The organism is Hansschlegelia beijingensis, assembly GCF_014196425.1.
Taxonomy (GTDB): domain Bacteria; phylum Pseudomonadota; class Alphaproteobacteria; order Rhizobiales; family Methylopilaceae; genus Methylopila; species Methylopila beijingensis.
In genome coordinates, this window is record NZ_JACIDR010000004.1 from 115,034 (window position 1) to 133,628 (window position 18,595).

Annotated in this window: 23 protein-coding genes; 15 read left to right on the forward strand and 8 right to left on the reverse strand. The window is 68.5% G+C overall.

The annotated features are described in order from the left end of the window. Window positions 1-9: 9 nt before the first annotated feature. The 3 genes from GGR24_RS13005 to GGR24_RS13015 are packed head-to-tail and all read left to right on the forward strand — an operon-like array spanning window position 10 to window position 1,900. Complete coding sequence (locus GGR24_RS13005; protein WP_183395805.1) at window positions 10-696, forward strand: Fe2+-dependent dioxygenase; 687 nt, start codon at window positions 10-12, stop codon at window positions 694-696. After that, complete coding sequence (locus GGR24_RS13010) at window positions 693-1,379, forward strand: SEL1-like repeat protein (protein ID WP_183395806.1); 687 nt, start codon at window positions 693-695, stop codon at window positions 1,377-1,379. Before GGR24_RS13005 ends, GGR24_RS13010 begins: the two co-directional genes overlap by 4 nt. A gap of 11 nt (window positions 1,380-1,390) precedes the next feature. Beyond that, on the forward strand, window positions 1,391-1,900 hold the full coding sequence (locus GGR24_RS13015) for a DUF4405 domain-containing protein (protein ID WP_210286189.1): 510 nt from the start codon (window positions 1,391-1,393) through the stop codon (window positions 1,898-1,900). Between the two features lie 97 nt (window positions 1,901-1,997). Here the strand turns inward: GGR24_RS13015 and GGR24_RS13020 are convergent, their stop codons facing one another. Then, window positions 1,998-2,309: a hypothetical protein gene (locus tag GGR24_RS13020; RefSeq protein ID WP_183395808.1), complete on the reverse strand. Its 312-nt coding sequence runs from the start codon at window positions 2,307-2,309 to the stop codon at window positions 1,998-2,000. 228 nt (window positions 2,310-2,537) lie between these two features. Between GGR24_RS13020 and GGR24_RS13025 the strand changes: the two genes are divergently transcribed. The 6 genes from GGR24_RS13025 (at window position 2,538) to panB (ending at window position 6,034) form a co-directional block, all read left to right on the forward strand. Further along, on the forward strand, window positions 2,538-3,044 hold the full coding sequence (locus GGR24_RS13025) for an invasion associated locus B family protein (RefSeq protein ID WP_183395809.1): 507 nt from the start codon (window positions 2,538-2,540) through the stop codon (window positions 3,042-3,044). Window positions 3,045-3,269: 225 nt separating this feature from the next. After that, on the forward strand, window positions 3,270-4,064 hold the full coding sequence (locus GGR24_RS13030) for a sterol desaturase family protein (protein ID WP_183395810.1): 795 nt from the start codon (window positions 3,270-3,272) through the stop codon (window positions 4,062-4,064). Between the two features lie 5 nt (window positions 4,065-4,069). Then, window positions 4,070-4,459, forward strand: coding sequence for a hypothetical protein (locus GGR24_RS13035; RefSeq protein ID WP_183395811.1), 390 nt, complete (start codon window positions 4,070-4,072; stop codon window positions 4,457-4,459). A 32-nt stretch (window positions 4,460-4,491) separates the two neighbouring features. Continuing rightward, complete coding sequence (locus tag GGR24_RS13040; RefSeq protein ID WP_183395812.1) at window positions 4,492-4,716, forward strand: hypothetical protein; 225 nt, start codon at window positions 4,492-4,494, stop codon at window positions 4,714-4,716. Continuing rightward, window positions 4,713-5,018 (forward strand): DUF6166 domain-containing protein, encoded by a 306-nt coding sequence (locus GGR24_RS13045; protein ID WP_183395813.1) that lies wholly within the window; start codon window positions 4,713-4,715, stop codon window positions 5,016-5,018. The genes GGR24_RS13040 and GGR24_RS13045 overlap by 4 nt, the downstream gene beginning before the upstream one ends. A gap of 131 nt (window positions 5,019-5,149) precedes the next feature. Next, complete coding sequence (panB, locus tag GGR24_RS13050) at window positions 5,150-6,034, forward strand: 3-methyl-2-oxobutanoate hydroxymethyltransferase (RefSeq protein WP_183395814.1); 885 nt, start codon at window positions 5,150-5,152, stop codon at window positions 6,032-6,034. A 105-nt stretch (window positions 6,035-6,139) separates the two neighbouring features. Here panB and GGR24_RS13055 read toward each other — a convergent pair whose 3' ends face one another. Beyond that, a complete protein-coding gene (locus tag GGR24_RS13055) occupies window positions 6,140-6,850 on the reverse strand; it encodes a GntR family transcriptional regulator (protein ID WP_183395815.1) in 711 nt (236 codons plus the stop codon). A 203-nt stretch (window positions 6,851-7,053) separates the two neighbouring features. On the opposite strand from GGR24_RS13055, the gene GGR24_RS13060 reads away from it, so the two are divergent. Beyond that, window positions 7,054-8,463, forward strand: a complete 1,410-nt coding sequence (locus GGR24_RS13060) for an MFS transporter (protein WP_183395816.1) — start codon at window positions 7,054-7,056, stop codon at window positions 8,461-8,463. Window positions 8,464-8,524: 61 nt separating this feature from the next. Here the strand turns inward: GGR24_RS13060 and GGR24_RS13065 are convergent, their stop codons facing one another. Then, window positions 8,525-8,740 (reverse strand): hypothetical protein, encoded by a 216-nt coding sequence (locus GGR24_RS13065; protein ID WP_183395817.1) that lies wholly within the window; start codon window positions 8,738-8,740, stop codon window positions 8,525-8,527. A 258-nt stretch (window positions 8,741-8,998) separates the two neighbouring features. Between GGR24_RS13065 and GGR24_RS13070 the strand changes: the two genes are divergently transcribed. Further along, window positions 8,999-9,244 carry a hypothetical protein gene (locus GGR24_RS13070; RefSeq protein WP_183395818.1) on the forward strand — a complete coding sequence of 82 codons (246 nt, stop codon included), beginning with the start codon at window positions 8,999-9,001 and terminating at the stop codon, window positions 9,242-9,244. A 45-nt stretch (window positions 9,245-9,289) separates the two neighbouring features. Here GGR24_RS13070 and GGR24_RS13075 read toward each other — a convergent pair whose 3' ends face one another. From GGR24_RS13075 to GGR24_RS13085, 3 genes are all read right to left on the reverse strand, one after another. Continuing rightward, window positions 9,290-9,919: a response regulator transcription factor gene (locus GGR24_RS13075; RefSeq protein ID WP_183395819.1), complete on the reverse strand. Its 630-nt coding sequence runs from the start codon at window positions 9,917-9,919 to the stop codon at window positions 9,290-9,292. Further along, window positions 9,916-11,337: a histidine kinase gene (locus GGR24_RS13080; protein ID WP_183395820.1), complete on the reverse strand. Its 1,422-nt coding sequence runs from the start codon at window positions 11,335-11,337 to the stop codon at window positions 9,916-9,918. The genes GGR24_RS13075 and GGR24_RS13080 overlap by 4 nt, the downstream gene beginning before the upstream one ends. Before the next feature lie 376 nt (window positions 11,338-11,713). Continuing rightward, a complete protein-coding gene (locus GGR24_RS13085; RefSeq protein ID WP_183395821.1) occupies window positions 11,714-11,929 on the reverse strand; it encodes a SlyX family protein in 216 nt (71 codons plus the stop codon). Window positions 11,930-12,590: 661 nt separating this feature from the next. On the opposite strand from GGR24_RS13085, the gene oxlT reads away from it, so the two are divergent. Then, window positions 12,591-13,832 carry an oxalate/formate MFS antiporter gene (oxlT, locus tag GGR24_RS13090; protein ID WP_210286190.1) on the forward strand — a complete coding sequence of 414 codons (1,242 nt, stop codon included), beginning with the start codon at window positions 12,591-12,593 and terminating at the stop codon, window positions 13,830-13,832. Between the two features lie 480 nt (window positions 13,833-14,312). Then, window positions 14,313-14,894 (forward strand): HPF/RaiA family ribosome-associated protein, encoded by a 582-nt coding sequence (locus GGR24_RS13095; RefSeq protein ID WP_183395822.1) that lies wholly within the window; start codon window positions 14,313-14,315, stop codon window positions 14,892-14,894. A gap of 27 nt (window positions 14,895-14,921) precedes the next feature. Here the strand turns inward: GGR24_RS13095 and GGR24_RS13100 are convergent, their stop codons facing one another. After that, window positions 14,922-15,434, reverse strand: coding sequence for a flavin reductase (locus tag GGR24_RS13100; RefSeq protein ID WP_183395823.1), 513 nt, complete (start codon window positions 15,432-15,434; stop codon window positions 14,922-14,924). Window positions 15,435-15,458: 24 nt separating this feature from the next. Further along, on the reverse strand, window positions 15,459-16,772 hold the full coding sequence (locus GGR24_RS13105) for an NtaA/DmoA family FMN-dependent monooxygenase (protein ID WP_183395824.1): 1,314 nt from the start codon (window positions 16,770-16,772) through the stop codon (window positions 15,459-15,461). A gap of 133 nt (window positions 16,773-16,905) precedes the next feature. Here GGR24_RS13105 and GGR24_RS13110 point away from each other — a divergent pair, with 133 nt between their 5' ends. Both GGR24_RS13110 and GGR24_RS13115 read left to right on the forward strand, forming a co-directional pair. After that, the gene (locus tag GGR24_RS13110; protein WP_183395825.1) at window positions 16,906-17,613 is read left to right on the forward strand and encodes a TetR/AcrR family transcriptional regulator; all 708 of its coding nucleotides are present in this window, start codon (window positions 16,906-16,908) and stop codon (window positions 17,611-17,613) included. Further along, a complete protein-coding gene (locus tag GGR24_RS13115; RefSeq protein ID WP_183395826.1) occupies window positions 17,610-18,398 on the forward strand; it encodes a nitrilase-related carbon-nitrogen hydrolase in 789 nt (262 codons plus the stop codon). Before GGR24_RS13110 ends, GGR24_RS13115 begins: the two co-directional genes overlap by 4 nt. Window positions 18,399-18,595: the final 197 nt, after the last annotated feature.

An 18,595-nucleotide genomic window follows, 5' to 3' on the forward strand; every position in this document is an offset into this window, starting at 1 on the left:
TATCTAGCCGTGCTGGTGCACATCAACGGCGTCCTGACGCCTGACGAGGTCGCGTTCTGCCGCTCGATCCTGGAGAGCTCCTCCTGGATCGACGGCAAGGCGACGGCCGGCGATCAGGCCGCCAAAGCCAAACACAACATGCAGGTTCCGGAGGACTCCGCCGAGGCGCGCCGGCTCGGCGAGCTGATCCTGACGGCGCTCGCCCGCAATCCGGTCTTCAACTCCGCCGCGCTGCCGCTGCGCGTGCTGCCGCCGATGTTCAACCGGTATGACGAGGGCATGAGCTTCGGCGCGCATGTCGACGGCGCCATCCGGGCCATCCCCGGCGCGGGCGGCATGCGGATGCGGGCGGACGTCTCGAGCACGCTGTTCCTCACCGACCCGGAGGATTACGACGGCGGCGAGCTCGTGATCGAGGACAGCTATGGCGCGCACGCCGTCAAGCTGCCAGCGGGCGACATGGTGGTCTATCCGGCCACCAGCCTGCACCGCGTCGAACCCATCACCCGGGGGAGCCGCTGGTCGTCGTTCTTCTGGACGCAGTCGATGGTCAAGGACGACGGCGAGCGGACGCTGCTCTACGACCTCGACCTCGCGATCATCGAGACGCGGGCGCAGCTCGGCGACCGAAGCCGCGCCACGCTCGGCCTCGTCAACCACTACCACAACCTGCTGCGGCGCTGGGCCGAGCTGTGACGGCGGCCGGTCCGGCGATACCCCGCGCGATCGCGCGGGCGCAGCTTGAATGGGCGCAGCTGCACCTCGACGGCAGGGAGGCCAAGCCGCAGGACCCCGCGGCCGCCTTCGCCTGGTATCGCAGCGCGGCCCGGCTGGGCGACGAGCGGGCGATCAACATGCTCGGGCGCGCCTATGAGCGCGGCTGGGGCGTCCGGGTCGATCTGAAGGCGGCCATCCGCTGCTATGAGCGCGCCGCGGCGCTCGGCGACGCATGGGCGACGTTCAACCTCGCCGACCTCGCGCTGAGCGGCAGGGGGCGCCCGGCGGACGCCGCCGAGGCCTATGGGCTTTACGAACGAGCGGCGGCGGCGGGAATCGCGAAGGCTTTCAACATGATGGGCGTGCTGCGCGAAAGCGGCGAGGGCGCGCCGCGCGACGCCGCGCTCGCGAAGACCCTGTTCCGTCATGCGGCGGAAGGCGGCGATTGCTGGGGCTGCTTCAACCACGCCCGACGGCTGGTCGACGACGATGGCGACGTCGAAGGCGCCGAGACCTGGCTCCGGCGCGGAATCGAACTCGGCTTTCCGGACTTCTGGCGGGTCGTCGGCGAGGCGCTGGCGGCCCATCCGGCGCCCCGCCTGGCGGAGCTCGGCCGCGCGGCCCTGAACCGCTGCTCAGACTCTCATCATCCTGTCCGTTGAAGGGCCCGGCCTTGAAGACCCTGATCCACCGCTACGGCACGCCGCTGACGACCGGCCTGTTTCTCGTCTCCGCCGTCTCGGGCGTCGCGCTGTTCTTCCGCTGGCAGCCGGCGGCGTTCCACCTGATGCATGAGTGGCTGAGCCTCGCCCTGCTCGTGCCGTTCGGGCTGCATCTGTGGAAGAACTGGAAGCCGATGGTCGGCTACCTGAAGCGCAAGACGCTGATCATTCCGCTGCTCGCCTCCATCCTCGTGGCTGTTCCATTCGCGGTGAACGGCATGATGAAGTCGCGCGGCGGCAGCCCGGGCTTCCGGGCGATGTCGGTGTTGACGAAGGCGCAGCTCTCGGACCTCGCGCCCATCCTCAAGGCCTCGCCCGAAGACCTCGTCGCCCGGCTGCGCGCGGATGGCCACAAGGTCGATACGGCGGAAGCCACTCTGGAGGGCGTCGCGGCGTCCTCGGGCGTGCGCGCCTCCGAACTGCTCTTCAAGCTGATGCCCCAGCGCCCGGCCACCCCCTGAGAAAACACGACGGGCGGTAGGCCGAAGCCCTCCGCCCGTCGAACGCTCCGTCAGAGCCATCGTCGCGTCGAACCCGCTTCGGCGCGACGCGGCGGGGTCAGGGGCAGAACCACGCCGGTCCGACCACGATGCAGCCGCGGGTCCGCCAGTCGCGCGGCCGCGCCCGGTAGCTGCGCCAGCCATGCGGCGCCGAACGGTAGCGGCCGCCCGGCGTGAAATGCGGCTTGCCGCGACGGTGCTTGTTACTGTGCCGCGGGCCGCGATGGTCGTGGCGGCGCATGTCGACCAGCTGGATGGGCGCGATCACGGGGGTCGAGATGGCCGCTGTCGATGCCGACGCCGGCGACGCGAACGCCCCGGATGAGGGCAGCACGGCCAGGAGGGCGATCGGCAGGAGGCGTTTCAGCATGGTTCTGTCTCGCTTTCTCGTTCCGGTGAAAATTATCACGCACGCGGATCAAAGTCCCTGCGCGGGGAGGCCGGTCGTGAGCTGGCCGGCGAGGTTCTGGGCCTCGGCCCGCCCCCGTCACGCCATGCTCGCCAGATCGTGACTGCAATTCCGAGATATTTAGTAAACTGATTATCCCTGATCGTTAGTCAGGCCTCTCCCGCCTCGATGGGCGAAAGGAGGTCGCAGATGAAGAAGCTGTTCCTTGCCACGATCATTGCATCAGCTGTGTTGGCCATATCGCCGGTAAGAGCGGCCGAGAAGAACATCGGGTTCTTCGAAAGCTGGAGCGTCTGGCAATACAGCGACGCGGGAGGCAAGGGATGCTTTATCTACGCTAATCCGTCCAAGGCGGAGCCCGCCAAGCTTAATCACGGACTGGTTTCCTTTTTCGTCCGGAGCACGGGCAAGTCGCCGCCCGGCACGGAGGCCAGCCTCCAGTTCGGCTACGACCTCGACGAGAACGCTGCGTCGTCGGTGGACGTGGACGGCAAGAAGTTCCCCCTGCAGGCGCACAAGAACGGCGCCTGGCTCGTGGGCGGCGAGCCCCGCGAGCAGGAGCTCCTGAACGCGATGCAGCGCGGCCGCTCCATGACCGTCTCGACCGCCTCGAAGCGGGGCAACGAAACGAGCTATGTCTTTTCGCTGAGGGGCGTCACCCAGGCGATGGGCCTGTTGCACCGCCGCTGCTCGTGAAGCCTTCGCTCGGCCGGGAGGAGGCGGCGCTCAGCGCCGCCTCCGCCGGCCGGCCGCCCAACGATCAGAGCGGGCGGGTGAGCCGCTGAAAGAACCTCCGGTCGCGCGTGCGACGCCGAGGCTCCCCAAGGCCCCGGCGGACGGCGATGTTCCTCTGGCGCTTCTGATACGCCACTGATATATTAGTGGCTGAAGCGATCACCAGCATCGCCATGGGAGGACTTCATGGAACTCGCGCAATCGCCCATGTCCGAGCGCCAGCGGGCTTACCGCGCCAATTACCGGCAGCGCGTCGCCGGCTGGTACAATGGCATTCTGCACATCGCGATCATTTACGTGATCGGGTTCACGGCGCTCTACGTCTATCTGTCGAACGTGGACGCCCCGAGCTGGCTCGAGCTGGCCACCGTCCCGGTCACCTTCCTGTTCTGCAACTTCTTCGAGTGGTGGATCCACCGCTACGTCATGCACCGGCCGTCGAAGAACCCGGTCGCGCGCGCGGTCTACAATCGCCACACGCTGCAGCATCACCAGTTCTTCACCGAGCACGAGATGCGGTTCGCGGATCACCGCGATTATCGCGTGACGTTCTTCCCGCCCTACGCGCTCGCCGCGTTCACGCTGATGTCGATCCCCGGCGCGATCGCCCTCGGCTTCCTGTTCTCGCCGAACGTCGGCTGGCTGTTCATCACGACCACCACGTCGATCTACATGATCTACGAGTTCATGCATTTCTGCTGCCATGTAGAGGACAACTGGTTCGTGCGGAACATGCCGTTCATCAACACCAACCGGCGCCACCACACGGCCCATCATGACCAGTCGATCATGATGGAGCGGAACATGAACCTGACCTTCCCGATCATGGACTGGCTGTTCGGCACGTCCGACCTGAACCGCGGGCTGATCGGCACGCTCCTCAACGGCTACGACACGCGCTTCGTGAAGACGGACATGCGGAAGACCTCCCGCACGCCGGGCGCTTCGGCGCCGTCCGGGACCATGCAGCCGGCGGAGTGACGGCGATGGCCGCGATCGAGCCGAACGTCGCAGCGCTCTGCTGGTTCGCGCTGTTCGCGGCCGTCGCGGGCGTCGGGTTCTACGTGCTGGCGGGCGCCTTTCCGCTTGCGACCCGCGACGACCTCACCGGCAAGGCCGCCGGTGTCGCGCTGGTCGCGCTGAACGCGATCGCCTTCCTGGCGCTCGCCTACGGGGCGCTCGCCTTCGGGCTGGCGGAGCTGCGCTGGACCAGCGTGGTGATCGTGAGCGGCCTCGCCGCGCTGTTCACGCCCGGCGTGTTCCACCTCTGGCCCGAACGCTGGAGGGACGGCGCGGCCGGGCTCGGGATACTGCTTGCGATCACGGTGGCGGCGCTCGGCGCGCTCCAGGCGGTCGGCGGCGTCTTCGTCGCCTGAGCCGTCATCAACGAGAAGAGAAGGGGAGGAACATGCCGTTCAAGATCAAGATGGGGCTCACCATCATCGTCGGCCTCGCCGCGCTGGCGGGCTTCTTCTTCATGGGGCACCTCGGCAAGACCGGGCCGCAGATCGCGCTGCTGTTCCTGGGCCCGTTCACGATGGGCAGCCTCTGGATCTTCCCCGAGGTCATGAAGACCGCGGCCGACAACAAGCCCGCCACCCGCCGCCGGGCGCTTGAGGGACAGACGCAATGACCGTCTATGTCGGGGACCGCACCATCGACGGCATCTCGGTGATGGCCGACGGCCAGCCGCTCGACACCTATGAGGACGTCAAGACGTTCTCGCCGAACGGCTTCGAGTGGAGCTACGAGGGCCCGGAGCCGACGCAGCTCGCGTTCGCGCTGCTGGTCGACCACCTCGGCGACGGCCGCCGCGCGGCGGCGCTCGCCGAGCGCTTCATGCGCGACGTGGTGGCGAACTTCCAGAACGAGTGGGAGATGTCGACCGCCGACATCGACCGGGTGCTCGCAAGCTACGGCGCAGCCGCCGCCTGACCAGCCCCGCGGTCCGCCCGGGACTCTCTCCGAGAAGCCATCCGATCGCCGCAGGCGCGGCGCGCGGCCGACCGATCGCGGTCGGCCCGAGACATCATGCGGCGCGGCGCGCGCCAAATGGGGGACTGCCAGTGAACGACGCTCCTGCGCCCGCTCAGAAGCGCGAAAAGCGCTCCATCACCGAGATCCGCGACTCCAAGCGGACCGGCGAGAAGATGGTCTACATGTCGGTGCCGGACTACACCTCGGCCAAATGGGCCGAGATGGCCGGCGTCGACGTCGCGGTGGTGGGCGACAGCCTCGCGATGATCGCGCATGGCCACGCCAACACCATCCCGGCCACGATGGATATGATGGTCATGCACGCGCAGGCGATCCGCCGCGGCGCGCCGAACACCTTCGTGCTCGGCTGCATGCCCTATCAGAGCTACCACACCGTCGACCGCGCGCTCGTCAACGCCACCCGCTTCATGCAGGACGCGCTGACCGACGCGGTGAAGCCGCAGGGCGGCAGGTCGCAGGCGCACATCCTCAAGGCGCTGGTCGACGCCGGCATTCCGACCGCCTCGCATATCGGGCTGACGCCGCACACGATCGCAAACTTCGGCGGCTTCAAGATCCAGGGCAAGACGGCTGACGCCGCCTTCAAGATCCTCCAGGACGCGCTCGCGATCGAGGACGCCGGCTGCTTCATGCTGGAGTTCGAGGCGGTGCCGGCGCGGATCGCGACGCTGATCTCGCAGCAGCTGACCATTCCGACGATCGGGATCGGCGCAGGCGTCGGGACCGACGGGCAGATTCTGCTCTGCCATGACCTTCTGGGCGTCTTCACCGACTTCAAGCCGAAGTTCACCAAGCGCTACGCCAAGCTCACCGAGGTCGCGGTCGCGGGCATCCGGGAGTATGTGCGTGAGGTCAAGGAGGGCGCGTTCCCGGACGACGACCACTCCTACTCGGTGAAGGACGAGGAATACGAGAAGTTCGCCGCGATGGTGGAGAGGCGCCGGCAGATCTGACCCGCCGGTTCGGTCCTGCCTGGTTTCGCGGGCAGCCACGACATCCTTAGCCGACGAGCGCTTGGGCGCCCCGGCCTTTGGCCGGGCCTGCCCACGGAGTGACCCTCAGACGTCGAGCGTCTTGCGGGCGAAGCTCTCGATATAGTCCATCAGCCGGTCGGAAGCCGCCGCGGCGGCCGCGCCGTCGCGCGCGGCGATCGCTTCCGCGACCTCCGCGTGCAGCCGCGCGGACTGCGCAAGGTCGCCGACCTCGCGATAGTGCTGGTACCAGAAGCGGCGCGACAGGGCGGTCATGTTCGCCATCGCGCGGCTGGCGAACTCGTTGCGCGCGGCCGCCGCCACGAGCTGGTTGAAGTCGCGGTCGAGCCGCATGAAGGTCAGGTCGTCGGACGCGTCGGCGGCGGCCCGCATGTCCCGGGCGAGTTCCGCGAACCGCTCGCGCTCGGCGGGGTCGGCCCGCTCGGCCGCGAGCCGGGCGAGCAGCGCCTCGAGCACCCGGCGGGTCTCCAGCAGCCGAAGCTGGGCCTTGAGGTTGATCTCCGACACCAGGATGCCGCGGCGCGGCGCGACGATCACCAGACCGTCGCGGGCGAGCCGCTGCAGCGCCTCCCGGATCGGGGTGCGGCCGAAGCCGAGCCGCTGGGCGAGCGCCATCTCGCTGAGGAACGCGCCCGGCGGGAGCTGAAGCGTGCAGATCAATTCCTCGAGCGCCACATAGGCCCGCTCGGTCAGCGTGCGCTCCTCCGCCGGCTGGGCGCCGGGGGCGGGCTCCCCGGAGGCCGGGCGCGAGCGCGAACGGACGGTGGACGCGCTCATGGACGCCTCGACTCGAAGGCAGGCTCGGACCGGAGTATCCGCATCCTCCGTGGCTTAGCACGCGCGGATCGTCCGGCAAAAGCCGGTCGGCGAAGCTTGGAAGACTACTAATATATCAGTTGCATCTCTGATGGGCCGCGACTAGCCTCCCGGCTAAGAAGGCCTAAAGGCCGAAATTTAGGCGCATCCCCGGGGGAGGAAATATGACCGATGTAACGCTGCCTTCCGGCGGCGGCGCCGTCGCAGGGGCGTCGTCCGCGACGACCGCCAGCGACGTGATGATCGCGGCCCGCCTCGATCGCCTGCCGATGACCGGCTACCAGAAGCTCATCTTCGGCATCATCGCCACCGCCTGGTTCTTCGATTCGATCGACCTCGGCTCGTTGACCTTCCTCCTCGGCTCGATCCGCACCGAGTTCGGCCTCACTCCCGCGCAGGCCGGCTTCCTGTCGTCGATGAGCTTCCTCGGGATGTTCCTCGGGGCGGCGATCTCCGGCATGGCGGCGGACCGGATCGGCCGCAAGCTGGTCTTCCAGATCTCGATGATCTTCTGGGGCCTCGGCAGCGTGTGGTGCTACTACGCGCCGGACGCCACGACGCTCGGCTACGCCCGCCTGCTGCTGGGCTTCGGCATGGGCATGGAGTTCCCGGTCGCGCTCGCGATCGTCTCGGAGTTCGTGCCGACCAAGAAGCGCGGCCGCTACCTCGCGATCCTCGAAGGCTTCTGGCCGCTCGGCTTCATCGCCGCGGGCCTGCTCAGCTGGTACTTCCTGACGCACTTCAGCTGGCGCGAGATGTTCCTGGCGCAGGCGGTCCCCGCCCTGTTCCTGTTCGTCGTCCGCTTCTTCGTGCCGGAGAGCCCGCGCTGGCTCGCCGACCAGGGCCGCTCGGCGGAAGCCGAGAAGGTCATGACCGAGATCGAGGTCCAGGTGCGAAAGCGCCTGCCCGCAGGCGCGAAGCTCGACGAGCCGAAGCCCCTGCCGGCGGTCGCCCGTGGCGAGCGGCGCTTCTCGTTCATGGAGCTCTGGCAGGGCGAGTACGCCAAGCGAACCGTGATGATCTGGCTGGTCTGGTTCTTCGCGCTGCTCGGCTTCTACGGCCTGACCACCTGGCTCGGCGCGCTCCTGCAGGCGCAGGGCTACACCAACACGAAGTCGACCGAATATGTCGTGCTGATCGCGCTCGCCGGCATTCCGGGCTTCATCACGGCGGCCTGGCTGGTCGACGCCTGGGGCCGCAAGGGCACCTGCGCGCTGATGCTGATCGGCTCCGCGGTCGCCGCCTACGCCTATGGCAACGCGCCGAGCTTCACGATGCTGATCGTGTTCGGCCTGATCATGCAGTTCTTCCTGTTCGGCATGTGGTCGACGCTCTACGCCTACACGCCGGAGCTCTACCCGACCCGGTCGCGCGCGACCGGCGCGGGCTGCGCCTCCGCGGTCGGCCGCATCGGGTCGCTGATCGGCCCGGCGCTGATCGGCGTGGTGCTGCCGAACCTCGGCAATGGCGGCGTCTTCGCCCTCGGCGCCGGCTCCTTCGTCATCGCGGCCGTCGCCGTGCTGACGCTCGGTGTGGAGACGAAGGGACGATCCCTGGAGGAAATCTCCTCCTGAACGACGCCTTCGGGCAGGTCTGAAAGGTTCTCGCGCGCGGCGTCTCTCGCCGCGCGCGATGCTATTGGCCCGGACCGGCCTGATCGTCCGGCTCGCCGCGCCAGTTCTCCGCCTTGGGCTTGTCGCCAGCCCCGGCGGGCTTCTCCACGGGCCGCCCGTCGCTTTCCGGAGTGGCGCCCCGGTCGGCGGCCCCTGCGCCGGGCTTGCGGCGGTCCCCCTCGGCGGGGTCTCTCTCTCGGTTCTCCGATCCGCTTCTTGCGGTGAAATCGTCGCTCATCGATCGCCTCCCTGCAGCGGAGCGCCGGTCCTCCAGCGTCTGGGCGAGGCCTCCGCTGCTCTCTCGTCAAAGGGCGAGCGGCGCTTAAGTTCCCATCCTGCGACTCTTGTCGGACCCGCTCCGGGACGGCGCTGCGCGTCGTCGCGAGACGAGCGCGGTCGCTCACGGGAGCTTTTTTCGCCTTTCGTCCAAACCATACGGAACAAGGACGAGGTCCGGAGTCTTTCCGCGCTCAAAGAAGAAGCTGGGAGACGGCCGATGCCCTACAACGTGATCATGGACCTCGAGGGCCGGTCCGAAATCGTGTTCTGCGAAAGCGCCAGGGAAGCGAGCTTTCGCTTGAGGCTGTTGGCTTCGAAGGGTGTCTGTCAGGTGCGGGCGATGTCCACGGAGGGCATCGTCGTGCCGCTCGACCGGCTCGAGAGGATCGCCCGCAGCGAGAGCGCCGAGTCCGTCGAGGGCAAGCCCGGGCCGGGCGCCAAGCCCTCCGCCTCCGCCGCCTGACGGGCCACCAACCCGCAAGCCGGCCGGACGCCGCGGCGCTGAACGTCACACGCCGACGCGGCGCATGACGGCGATGCGCACGAGGTCCTGCAACGTGCCCGCCCTGAGCTTGTCCTTCAGGTTCGAGCAGGTGTTGGCGACCGTCTTGTAGCTGACGCCGAGTTCGTCCGCGATCTGGCCATAGGCCTTGCCCTGGCCCAGCAGGGCGAGCGTCTGGAGCTCGCGCCCGGTGAGGTTTGCGGGATCGCGCTGGGCGCGGCTGCCGAGCAGCGCCACCTGCATCGCCATGTCATGGCCGATATAGGGCTTGCGCTGACGGACCTTGTCGACCGCTTCCAAGAAGGTGGCGGGCGGGATGTCCTTGGGCACGAAGCCCGTGGCGCCCGCCTTGAGGGCGCGGCTGGCGATCACCGGGTCGCTGTGCATGCTGAAGACCAGCAGCGGCGTCTCCTCGTCATGCAGCCTGAGGCGGCGGATGAAGGACAGTCCGGCGAGCCCCCTGCCGCCGATCGACAAGTCGACCACGATCAGCTCGGGGCTGCAGCGGCGGTATGTCCGGAAGCCCTCGAGCGGGGTGGTCGCCTCCAGCACCTCCCCGAATCCGGCCTCCAGCAACATGCGCCGGCACCCTTCCAGCACGATCGGGTGGTCGTCGATGATCAGGGCGCGCTTCAACGGCGCTTCTCCTCCGCGTCGGAAAGCGGAATGAAGATCTCCAGGGCGGCGCCGGCCGGAACGGAGCGCAGCCGGAAGCGGCCGCGAAGCGCCTGGATGCGCTCCGCCAGCCCGAGCAGGCCGAACCCGGATGTGGTCTCGGCGGGCACCCCCACGCCGTCGTCGATGACCTGAATGGCGAGCTCCGCGCGACCATTGACGACCTGCTCCTCGACCCGGACCTCGATCGTCGTGCACACGGCGTGCTTCAGCGCGTTGGTGATCCCCTCCTGCACGGCGCGATAGACGGTGAGGTCCATGACCGGGCCGTAGCCGGTCCTGAGCTCCGCCGTCAGCAGCGCGAACTGATGGTCCGGATGGCGCCTTTCGAATTCGGCCACGAGCCCGCTCAGCACCTCGCCCAGCGGCGCTTCGCCCAGCGCGATCGGCTTCAGGCGGCGCAGCAGATGGCGGTTGAGGGTCTGCAGGCGGTTGGAGATGTCGATCGCGGTCGCGAGACGCTCCTGCGCGGGAGCGGCGAGGCCTCCGCTCTCGGAAAGGCCGCTCTTGAGCAGCCCCAGATTGGCCTGCAGCCCGAACAGGCAGGGCCCCAGCTCGTCATGGAGCTCGGCCGCGATCTGCCGGCGTTCGTCGTCCTGCAGGAAGACCATCCTGTGTGAAAGCCGCGCGTTGCGGTCGCGTTCCTCGCCGAGGGCGACCGCCAGCGCGTTGAACCGCTCGGCCAGCACCGCGAGTTCCTGGACGTGCGGGACCGGCAGCGGCTGGTCGGATCCGCCGCGCTCCAGCGCCGCGAGGCCCCGCCCGAGCGCCCCGAGGGGGGAGAGGATGCGGCGAAGGAGCAGGGCGAAGGCGGCGAGCCCCAGAACGTTGAAGGCCGCCAGCAGCGCCGCGAGGCTCGTCATGTCCTCCCAGACTTCCGCGATCTCGTCGGCCGGCTCGCCCTGGATCGCCACCATGCCCCGGAGTTCGCCGTCGGCCACGACCGGGATCTCCTGACGTTCCAGCGGGCTCTCGATCAGGCGGGCGAACCAGGCCGGCGCGGGCGAGAAGGCCGAGGGCCGCATCGGCTCGCGCGACGAGACCAGCGAGCCGTCCGGCCGGTGCACGGAGATGCGGACGTGGCGGACGCCGGGCAGATCGAACTGAAGCCCGGAGATGTCCTCCGGCGCGGAGCGCTGGAAGCTCGCGATCGTCTCCCGCACGAGCGGCTCAGCCATCTCGAGCGACGCCCCGACCTCGACGCGCGTGGCCTCCCGCGCGTTGAAGATGACGACGACGGCCGAAGCGAGGCAGCAGCAGGCGTCGATCGCCATGACCGCGAGCAGGATCTGCCGCCGGAGCGTCTGGCGGAACCGTGGCGTCGCCGCAGCCTCCTGGCGGCCTCCCGCCGCGGCCGGAACCGCTTCGGCGAGACTCATGTCCGGCCGCCTTCCGGCCTCTGGTCCCGGGCGGTGACCGGAGCCAGCTCTCTCTCTCGCGGGCGGCCGAGGAAGCGCGGCCCGGCCGCGTGTTCGCGCGCGCCGTGTTTCCGGATGGTCTCCTCAGCCTGGGCGGCGCGACGGGCGGACATCAGGGGTCTCCGGAAAAGGGCGCGCCTGCTTCCGTGCGCGACGAGGAGCCAGCTTGCGTGTTACCGCGCCTGGCCTGCAAGTCATTCAACGACCGCCGAGCGCGCGAGGCGCAGGCGACCGGCTCTTTGCGTCCGGGACGGACGCTCCATCCCCAGAAATATCCGGTCGCGCCTCGCCGCACGGAGCAGGGCATGGCCCACCATGGGTGCGCCGTCCGAGCCGCTTAATAATGCGGCGGGGGCCGGTCGACGGGCGGCAGCGCCGCCGCGGCGTCCTCGAGCCGTTCGCCGATCTCCGCCACCTGGCGTCGCAGCGTCTCGATGGTTCCCCATTGTGCGGTGATGATCTGGTTCAGCGCCTCGATCGCCTCGTCCTGGTAGGCGATCCGCGTCTCCAGCCTGTCGAGACGCTCGGCGAGTTCGTCCGTGCTCGTGCTCATTTCGTTCCCGGCCTCCCCGATGCCCGCGGTCGTACCGCTGAGACTGAGGCACAGTCCAGCGGGGGGCTTGGTCGCCGGATGCGCGGGGGAGGCGGCAGGGACCGGCGCAGCCCTCCCGATCACGGCCGATCACGGAAATTCACGAGATCGTGAGTGCAAAGAGAAATAGACGCCGCCCTCACTCTTAAGTCTGGGTGGCCAGTTCTTCAATCGATCACTAACGACAAGTCATCGTAGCCAGATTGCGTTGCAACAAAGGAGTCGAGGTTCGCGTGCGGGATGGTCAAGGCAGCCGCTACCCCTTAGGGCGTCGTGTAACGGGGAATTGGAAACCGCAGGCCGCCGACGTCTGTTGCAGCGCAGCGATGCACGGTCCTCAGCGGAATAGGGCGCAGCGCGCCGTCTTCTCTTGCGACCTCTCGATTTCGTGATCAGAAGCCCCTCTATCCCGAAAGGCCGGTGGGATGCCAGACTTTTGCATGCCAGTCATGCGCCAAGCGGTTGACACCGTAAGCGGCAGCTACTTGGCGGACTTCCACAACGGGCCGAAGAGCCCAAACGGGGCAGGGAAACACCAGTGACAGCACTTTCATCGACAACGCCACAGCCAGCGATCTCGGATTCAAAGCGTTGGATCCAGCTCCTCGTCGGCGTGGTCTGCATGGTCGCGACCGCGAACATCCAGTACGCTTGGACGCTGTTCGTCCCGGAAATTCAGCAGACCTTCGGCTGGGACCGCGCCTCGATCCAGATCGCCTTCACGATCTTCGTGCTGGTGCAGACCTGGCTCACCCCGATTGAGGGCTACTTCATCGACAAGTACGGCCCGCGCGTGATGGTCGCGATCGGCGCCGTGTTCATGGGCCTGTCCTGGATCGTCAACTCCCAGGCGACCTCGCTGATGGGCTTCTACTTCGGCGCCGCCGTGGGCGGCATCGGCGTGGGCTGCATCTACGCGACCTGCATCAACAACGCGCTCAAGTGGTTCCCGGATCGCCGCGGCCTCGCGGTCGGCCTGACCGCCGGCGGCTACGGCATGGGCTCGGCGGCCACCATCCTGCCGATCGCGGCGATGATCGAGTCGAGCGGCTTCCAGTCGACCTTCCTGTTCTTCGGCGTCCTTCAGGGCTCGCTCGCCTTCCTGGCGGCGCTGTTCCTCCGATCGCCGAAGGCCGGCGAGGTCAAGGCCTCCGACAAGCTCGCGCAGTCACGCCGCGACTACACGCTCACCGAAGCGCTGCGCACCAAGCTGTTCTGGCTGATGTTCTTCATGTTCATCTGCGTCGTGACCGGCGGCATGATGGCGGTCGCCCAGCTCGGCGTCATCGCGCAGGACCTCGGCGTCAAGAACTACTCGGTGAACCTGTACTTCTTCACCATGGCCGCCCTGCCGCTCGCCCTGATGCTCGACCGCATCATGAACGGCGTCTCGCGTCCGCTGTTCGGCTGGATCTCGGACAACATCGGCCGCGAGAAGACGATGGTCATCGCCTTCACGCTCGAAGGCCTCGGCATCATCGCGCTGGGCTACTTCGGCCATAACCCCTACGCCTTCCTGATCCTGTCCGGCGTGGTCTTCCTGGCCTGGGGCGAGGTCTACTCGCTGTTCTCGGCGCTCGCCGGCGACGCCTTCGGCACCAAGCACATCGGCAAGATCTACGGCGTGCTGTACTGCGCCAAGGGCATCGGCGCGCTGTTCGTGCCCGTGGGCAACCTGCTGATGGAGGCGACCGGCACCTGGGCGACCGTGCTCTACACCGTCGCTTCGATGGACCTGCTCGCCGCCTTCCTCGCGATCGTCGTCCTTCGGCCGGTGCTCGCCGAGCATGTCCGCCGGTCCAGCCTGCCCGCCTCTCCGTCGGCGCCCGCCACGGACGTCAATCCGGCGCTCGCCCGCGCCTGACGCGAACTACCCCGCCCTGCTTCCACGGAAGCAGGGCCGCCTTGCGGGCTTCCTCGGAAGCCCGCCTTTTCCGCTGGGGCGACCTCGCCCCAGCGGAAGGCCTCCCGCCGATCGCTCGCGTGAGCGGAAGCAGGGGAGGCGCGACGGGCGCCGCCCGTCCAGCGACGCTGCGCTAACCTCGACGCGCCAAGGCCGAAGCACGGCCGCCGTCGGACCTCAGCCGCCGGCCGCGCCGAGCCGCCGGATCCAGCGCCGCCTGCTCCTCTTCAAAACAATCTCATCGCTCGCCGCCTGTGACGGCGTGGCCCCGCGCGTGCGCGCCTCCGGCCGATTGCTGCCGCCAAAGGACGATCCCACCTCTCGGAACGAGCCTGATCGTTCGCGAGTTGGCATCGGAGGCGGCGGCGCCGAGCCGGGCGGCCCCGTGTGACGCGGCGATCGTCTCAGGGTCGGTCCGACCCCTCGAACTGGAGGTCAGAAATGGATGTTCCGCTGGAAATCGCCTTCAAGAATCTTCAGACGTCGGAGTCTCTTGAACGGCTGATCCGCGAGCGCGTGGCGCGCCTCGAGCAGAGCCACCCGCGCCTCATGAGCTGCCGCGTGGTGGTCGAGACGCCCTACCGTTCGGCTGCGGGCGGGAAGCAGCCGCTCGGCATCACGATCGAGGTGACGCTTCCGGGAACCGGCAGCATCGTCGCGAGCGACAGCCAGGAGCGCCGGGACTCCAAGGGAGACGAGACGGCTTTCGTCACGCGCGCCTTCAAGCGGCTCGAGCGCCAGCTGGAGGACGAGACGGAGATCCGGCGCGGCGAGGTCAAGACCCATGGCTCGGAGGGCTCGGTCGGACGGGTCGTGCGCCTGTTCCCGGAGCAGAACTACGGGTTCATCGAATATCCGGGCTCGCCCGACCTCTATTTCACCCGGAACGCGGTGAGCGGCGACGCCTATGATCAGCTGAAGATCGGCGCGATGGTGCTCGTGACCATCGCGACCGGCGAGGGCCCGATGGGGCCGCAGGCGAGCTCCGTTCGCCCCGTCGGCGACATGGCGCCGACGTCCTGAGCGAGGCCGGGCCGGCCTTCTGACAGTTCAGGACGCGCAGGCGCACACAGTGTCGTAGCGTCTGCCGACATAGACCAGACCCTCGGTCGGCGCTCCGTCGCCGACCGAGACGACCTCGCAGAACAGCACCGCGTGGGTGCCGACCTCGACGACGCTCGAGACCCGGCAGTCGAACGAGGCGAGCGCCCCCGACAGAACCGGAGCGCCGGTGCTCGCCCGCGACCACTCCGCGGCCGCGAAGCGTTCGTCCGCCGGCGTCTTTCCTCCGAACAGGGCCGACAGCGTCTTGTGCTCGGGCGCGAGCGTGTTGACGCACAGCACGCCGTTCGCCCGGAACGCCTCGCCCACCGAACTGTCGCGCCGAACGCAGACGAGCAGCGTGGGCGGCTCGTCGGTGACGCTGCAGACCGCGGTCGCCGTGAACCCGGCGCGCCCGGCCGGGCCGTCCGTGGTGACGACGTTCACGGCCGCGGCGAGGTTCGCCATGGCGTCCCGGTAGCGCTGCTTCGTGAGCGGCGCGTCGTCGTCGAGCTCAGCCATGGCGCGCTCCTGTCCCCCGGCCCGTCAGAATTCCAGAAGGTTGTCGCGGAGCTTCTCGTGCGCATAGGAGGTGCGCGCGAGGCCGCGCTTCTGCAGCGCCGGGACCAGCCCGTCGGCGATCTCGGTGATGAAGCGCCGGCTGACGCGGAGCACCGGCGTCGTGATCAGGAACCCGTCGCCGCCGACCTCCTCCATGATCTCGCCCATGCGGTCCGCGACCGTGTCCGGCGTGCCGACGAGCTCCACCGAAGACACCAGCCCGCCGCCGCCGTCATAGACGAGCTCGCGCAGCGTCTTGCCGCTGCCCCATTGCTGGAACTTGTCGAGCGTGCCGGACTCGCCGTTGGTGACCAGCTTCTCCGGCAGCGGCTTGTCGAGGTCGTATTTGGCGAAGTCGATCTCGGTGATGGCGGCGAGCGAGGCGAGCGTGTCGACGATGAAATGCTCAGAGCTCAGCATCCGCTCATATTTCGCCCGCGCCTCGGCGTCGGTCTCGCCGAGCGTCGGGGTGACGCAGAACATCACCTTGATGGAGTCGGGGTCCCGGCCGGCCTTTTCGGCGCGGGCGCGGATGTCCTCCCGGAAGCGCTTCATGTCGGCGACGCCGCTCGCTACCGAGATGATCGAGTCGGCGTGCTGGGCCGCGAAGTCGCGGCCCTTGGGCGAGGCGCCGGCCTGCACGTAGAGCGGCCTGCGCTGGGGCGAGGGCACCGTGTTCAGCGGCCCGCGCACCTTGTAGTACTTGCCCTCGAAATCGACGGTGTGGACCTTGGTCTCGTCGGCGTAGACGCCGGCGTCGCGGTCGAGCACCACCGCGTCCGGCTCCCAGCTTTCGAACAGCTTGCCGACGACCTCCATATACTCGTCCGCCATCTCGTAGCGCTGGTCGCGCGGCGGCAGCCGGTCCATGCCGAAATTCTTCGCCATCAGGTCTTCGGCGCTGGTCACGATGTTCCAGCCGAAGCGGCCCTTGGTGAGGCTGTCGATGGTCGAGCACAGCCGCGCGAGCAGGAAGGGCGGGTAGGCCATGGTCGACATGGTGGCGATCACGCCGAGCCGCGACGTCGCCATCCCCATCGCGACCGCCAGCGGCGCCGGGTCGTGCTTGGGGACCATCATGCCGTGGTTGAGCGAGGCCTTGGAGGAGCCGCCATAGGTCTGCGGCACCATCAGCTTGTCCTCGATCATGATGTAGTCGAAGCACGCGCGCTCGAGCGTCCGGGCCATCTCGACATAGAACTGGCCGTCCCACGGCGCGCCGCCCTGGCCGAAGGGCTCCCGCCACTCATCGGGCGTGAAGTTCATGAACCAGGCGAGATGGAAGCGCTTGTCGGCCATCGATCTTGCTCCGTCGCGTTCCCGGCCTGGCTCCGCCCGGTCAGCGGCGTCAGGGGGTGACACACTATTGAACGCGTGTTCAATATGACGGATGACCAGCTGTTTGTGCAGCGCAAAAGATGGGCGCCGGGAAATGCCGAAAGAGGCTGCATCCGCAAGAGGGGCGCCCAAGACGAAGGCGTCGGCTGAACAGCCGGCGGGCGCCGTTCCGCATCCGCGCGCGCGCGCTCCTCGCCGCCGGCTGGCGCCCGAAACGCGCGCGGACCTCATCCTGGACGAGGCGCTGCGGCTGTTCGCCGAGCGCCACCACAGCAATGTCACCATGCGGGACATCGCATCCGCGTGCGGGGTCAAGGCGGGCCTTATCTACTACTACTTCACCAACAAGGAGGAGCTGTTCGGCCGCGCCCTGGCGCATGCGATCGGCCAGCTGGACGCTGGCTATGCGGCCCTGCGCAAGACGGTCTCCGACCCGAGATCCGAGCTGATGGCCTGGCTCGACATGCATGCGCTGATCGCTCCCACCATGGCGCGGATGACGAAGCTGATGGCCGACTACGCCGCCTCGGCGAAGCAGGACGCGCAGGTGGGGGAGCTCATTCGCGGCTTCTACGACCGCGAGCAGGCGCTGCTCGAGGACTGCATCGCGCGCGGGATCGCGGCGGGCCTGTTCGGACAGGTGGACGTGGCGAAGACCGCGCGCGTCATCAGTCTCCAGCTCGACGGCATTTTCTACGCGACCGGCAGCCGCGGCGACGACAGGGTGGCGGCGGACATCGAGGATCTGCGGTCGCTGGCCGACGCGCTGCTGCGCCGGAAGGACCCGGGAGAGCGCCCATGATCGTCGCCGCCTACCAGATGGTCGCCGCCGCCGGAGACGTCCCGGCCAATCTGGCGGCGATCGAGAGCGCCGCCGAACGAGCGGCCGCCCGCGGCGCCCGCGTCCTGGTCGCGCCCGAGCTTGCGACCACGGGTTACGGCGCGGGCGACGCCCTGCGGACGCTGGCCGAACCGGTCGACGGGCCGCAACTCGCCCGGCTGGCGGCGAGCGCCAGACGGCTTGGACTTGCGATCGCCACCGGCTTCGCGGAGCGCGCCGGCGACCGGCTCCACAATTCGGCGGTCTTCCTCTCGCCCCAGGGCTGGAGCCGGATCCACCGCAAGCGCTTCCTGTATGGCGACTACGAGAAGGCGCTGTTCACGCCCGCTGACGGGCTGTCCGAGCCGTTCCGTTTCGAGGGCGCGACCATCGGCATGCGGGTGTGCTTCGACGTTGAGTTTCCCGAAACCGTGCGCCCGCTGGCGCTGGCGGGCGCCGATCTCGTCCTCGCGCCGACCGCGCTGCCCGCGAGCGGCGCGTCGGATTTCATCGCCCGCACGCTCGTCCCCGCCAGGGCGTTCGAGAACGCGCTCACCCTGATCTATGCGGATCACGCCGGCCGGGACGCGGCCTTCTCCTATGCGGGGCAGAGCGTGATCGCGCTGGCTGACGGCCGCGAAGGCGCGCGGGCCCCCGCCGACGGGGAGGCCCTGCTTGTGGCCGGAATCGACCCCGAGACGGCCGCCCGCGCGCGAGCGGAGAACGATTATCTCGGCGAGCTGAGGGCGGCGCACCCGCCTCGCTGAGCTTCCCCGCTCTTCATCGGCGTCTCTCGCCCTTCCGCATCCGAGCGCGCAAGTCCCCTCCATGGAGCGGGTCAGGCCTGCGCGCGCTCACTTGAAGGGCGACCAGAAAAATGCATATGTGAAACGGAGAAGGCAAAGTACAACATAATAAAACGGTGAAATAGGAAGCGCCGGTCGCGCAGCGGTCGTCAGGAGCC

Bases quoted from the DNA above. Each gene is read 5' to 3' on its own strand.
- GGR24_RS13055 (WP_183395815.1), bottom strand. From the start codon at position 6,850: ATGAGCGCGTCCACCGTCCGTTCGCGCTCGCGCCCGGCCTCCGGGGAG.
- GGR24_RS13020 (WP_183395808.1), bottom strand. From the start codon at position 2,309: ATGCTGAAACGCCTCCTGCCGATCGCCCTCCTGGCCGTGCTGCCCTCA.
- GGR24_RS13040 (WP_183395812.1), top strand. From the start codon at position 4,492: ATGCCGTTCAAGATCAAGATGGGGCTCACCATCATCGTCGGCCTCGCC.
- GGR24_RS13085 (WP_183395821.1), bottom strand. From the start codon at position 11,929: ATGAGCACGAGCACGGACGAACTCGCCGAGCGTCTCGACAGGCTGGAG.
- GGR24_RS13105 (WP_183395824.1), bottom strand. From the start codon at position 16,772: ATGGCCGACAAGCGCTTCCATCTCGCCTGGTTCATGAACTTCACGCCC.
- GGR24_RS13070 (WP_183395818.1), top strand. From the start codon at position 8,999: ATGCCCTACAACGTGATCATGGACCTCGAGGGCCGGTCCGAAATCGTG.
- GGR24_RS13060 (WP_183395816.1), top strand. From the start codon at position 7,054: ATGACCGATGTAACGCTGCCTTCCGGCGGCGGCGCCGTCGCAGGGGCG.
- GGR24_RS13030 (WP_183395810.1), top strand. From the start codon at position 3,270: ATGGAACTCGCGCAATCGCCCATGTCCGAGCGCCAGCGGGCTTACCGC.
- GGR24_RS13045 (WP_183395813.1), top strand. From the start codon at position 4,713: ATGACCGTCTATGTCGGGGACCGCACCATCGACGGCATCTCGGTGATG.
- GGR24_RS13110 (WP_183395825.1), top strand. From the start codon at position 16,906: ATGCCGAAAGAGGCTGCATCCGCAAGAGGGGCGCCCAAGACGAAGGCG.
- oxlT (WP_210286190.1), top strand. From the start codon at position 12,591: ATGGTCGCGACCGCGAACATCCAGTACGCTTGGACGCTGTTCGTCCCG.
- GGR24_RS13080 (WP_183395820.1), bottom strand. From the start codon at position 11,337: ATGAGTCTCGCCGAAGCGGTTCCGGCCGCGGCGGGAGGCCGCCAGGAG.
- GGR24_RS13095 (WP_183395822.1), top strand. From the start codon at position 14,313: ATGGATGTTCCGCTGGAAATCGCCTTCAAGAATCTTCAGACGTCGGAG.
- GGR24_RS13100 (WP_183395823.1), bottom strand. From the start codon at position 15,434: ATGGCTGAGCTCGACGACGACGCGCCGCTCACGAAGCAGCGCTACCGG.
- GGR24_RS13025 (WP_183395809.1), top strand. From the start codon at position 2,538: ATGAAGAAGCTGTTCCTTGCCACGATCATTGCATCAGCTGTGTTGGCC.
- GGR24_RS13115 (WP_183395826.1), top strand. From the start codon at position 17,610: ATGATCGTCGCCGCCTACCAGATGGTCGCCGCCGCCGGAGACGTCCCG.
- GGR24_RS13065 (WP_183395817.1), bottom strand. From the start codon at position 8,740: ATGAGCGACGATTTCACCGCAAGAAGCGGATCGGAGAACCGAGAGAGA.
- GGR24_RS13035 (WP_183395811.1), top strand. From the start codon at position 4,070: ATGGCCGCGATCGAGCCGAACGTCGCAGCGCTCTGCTGGTTCGCGCTG.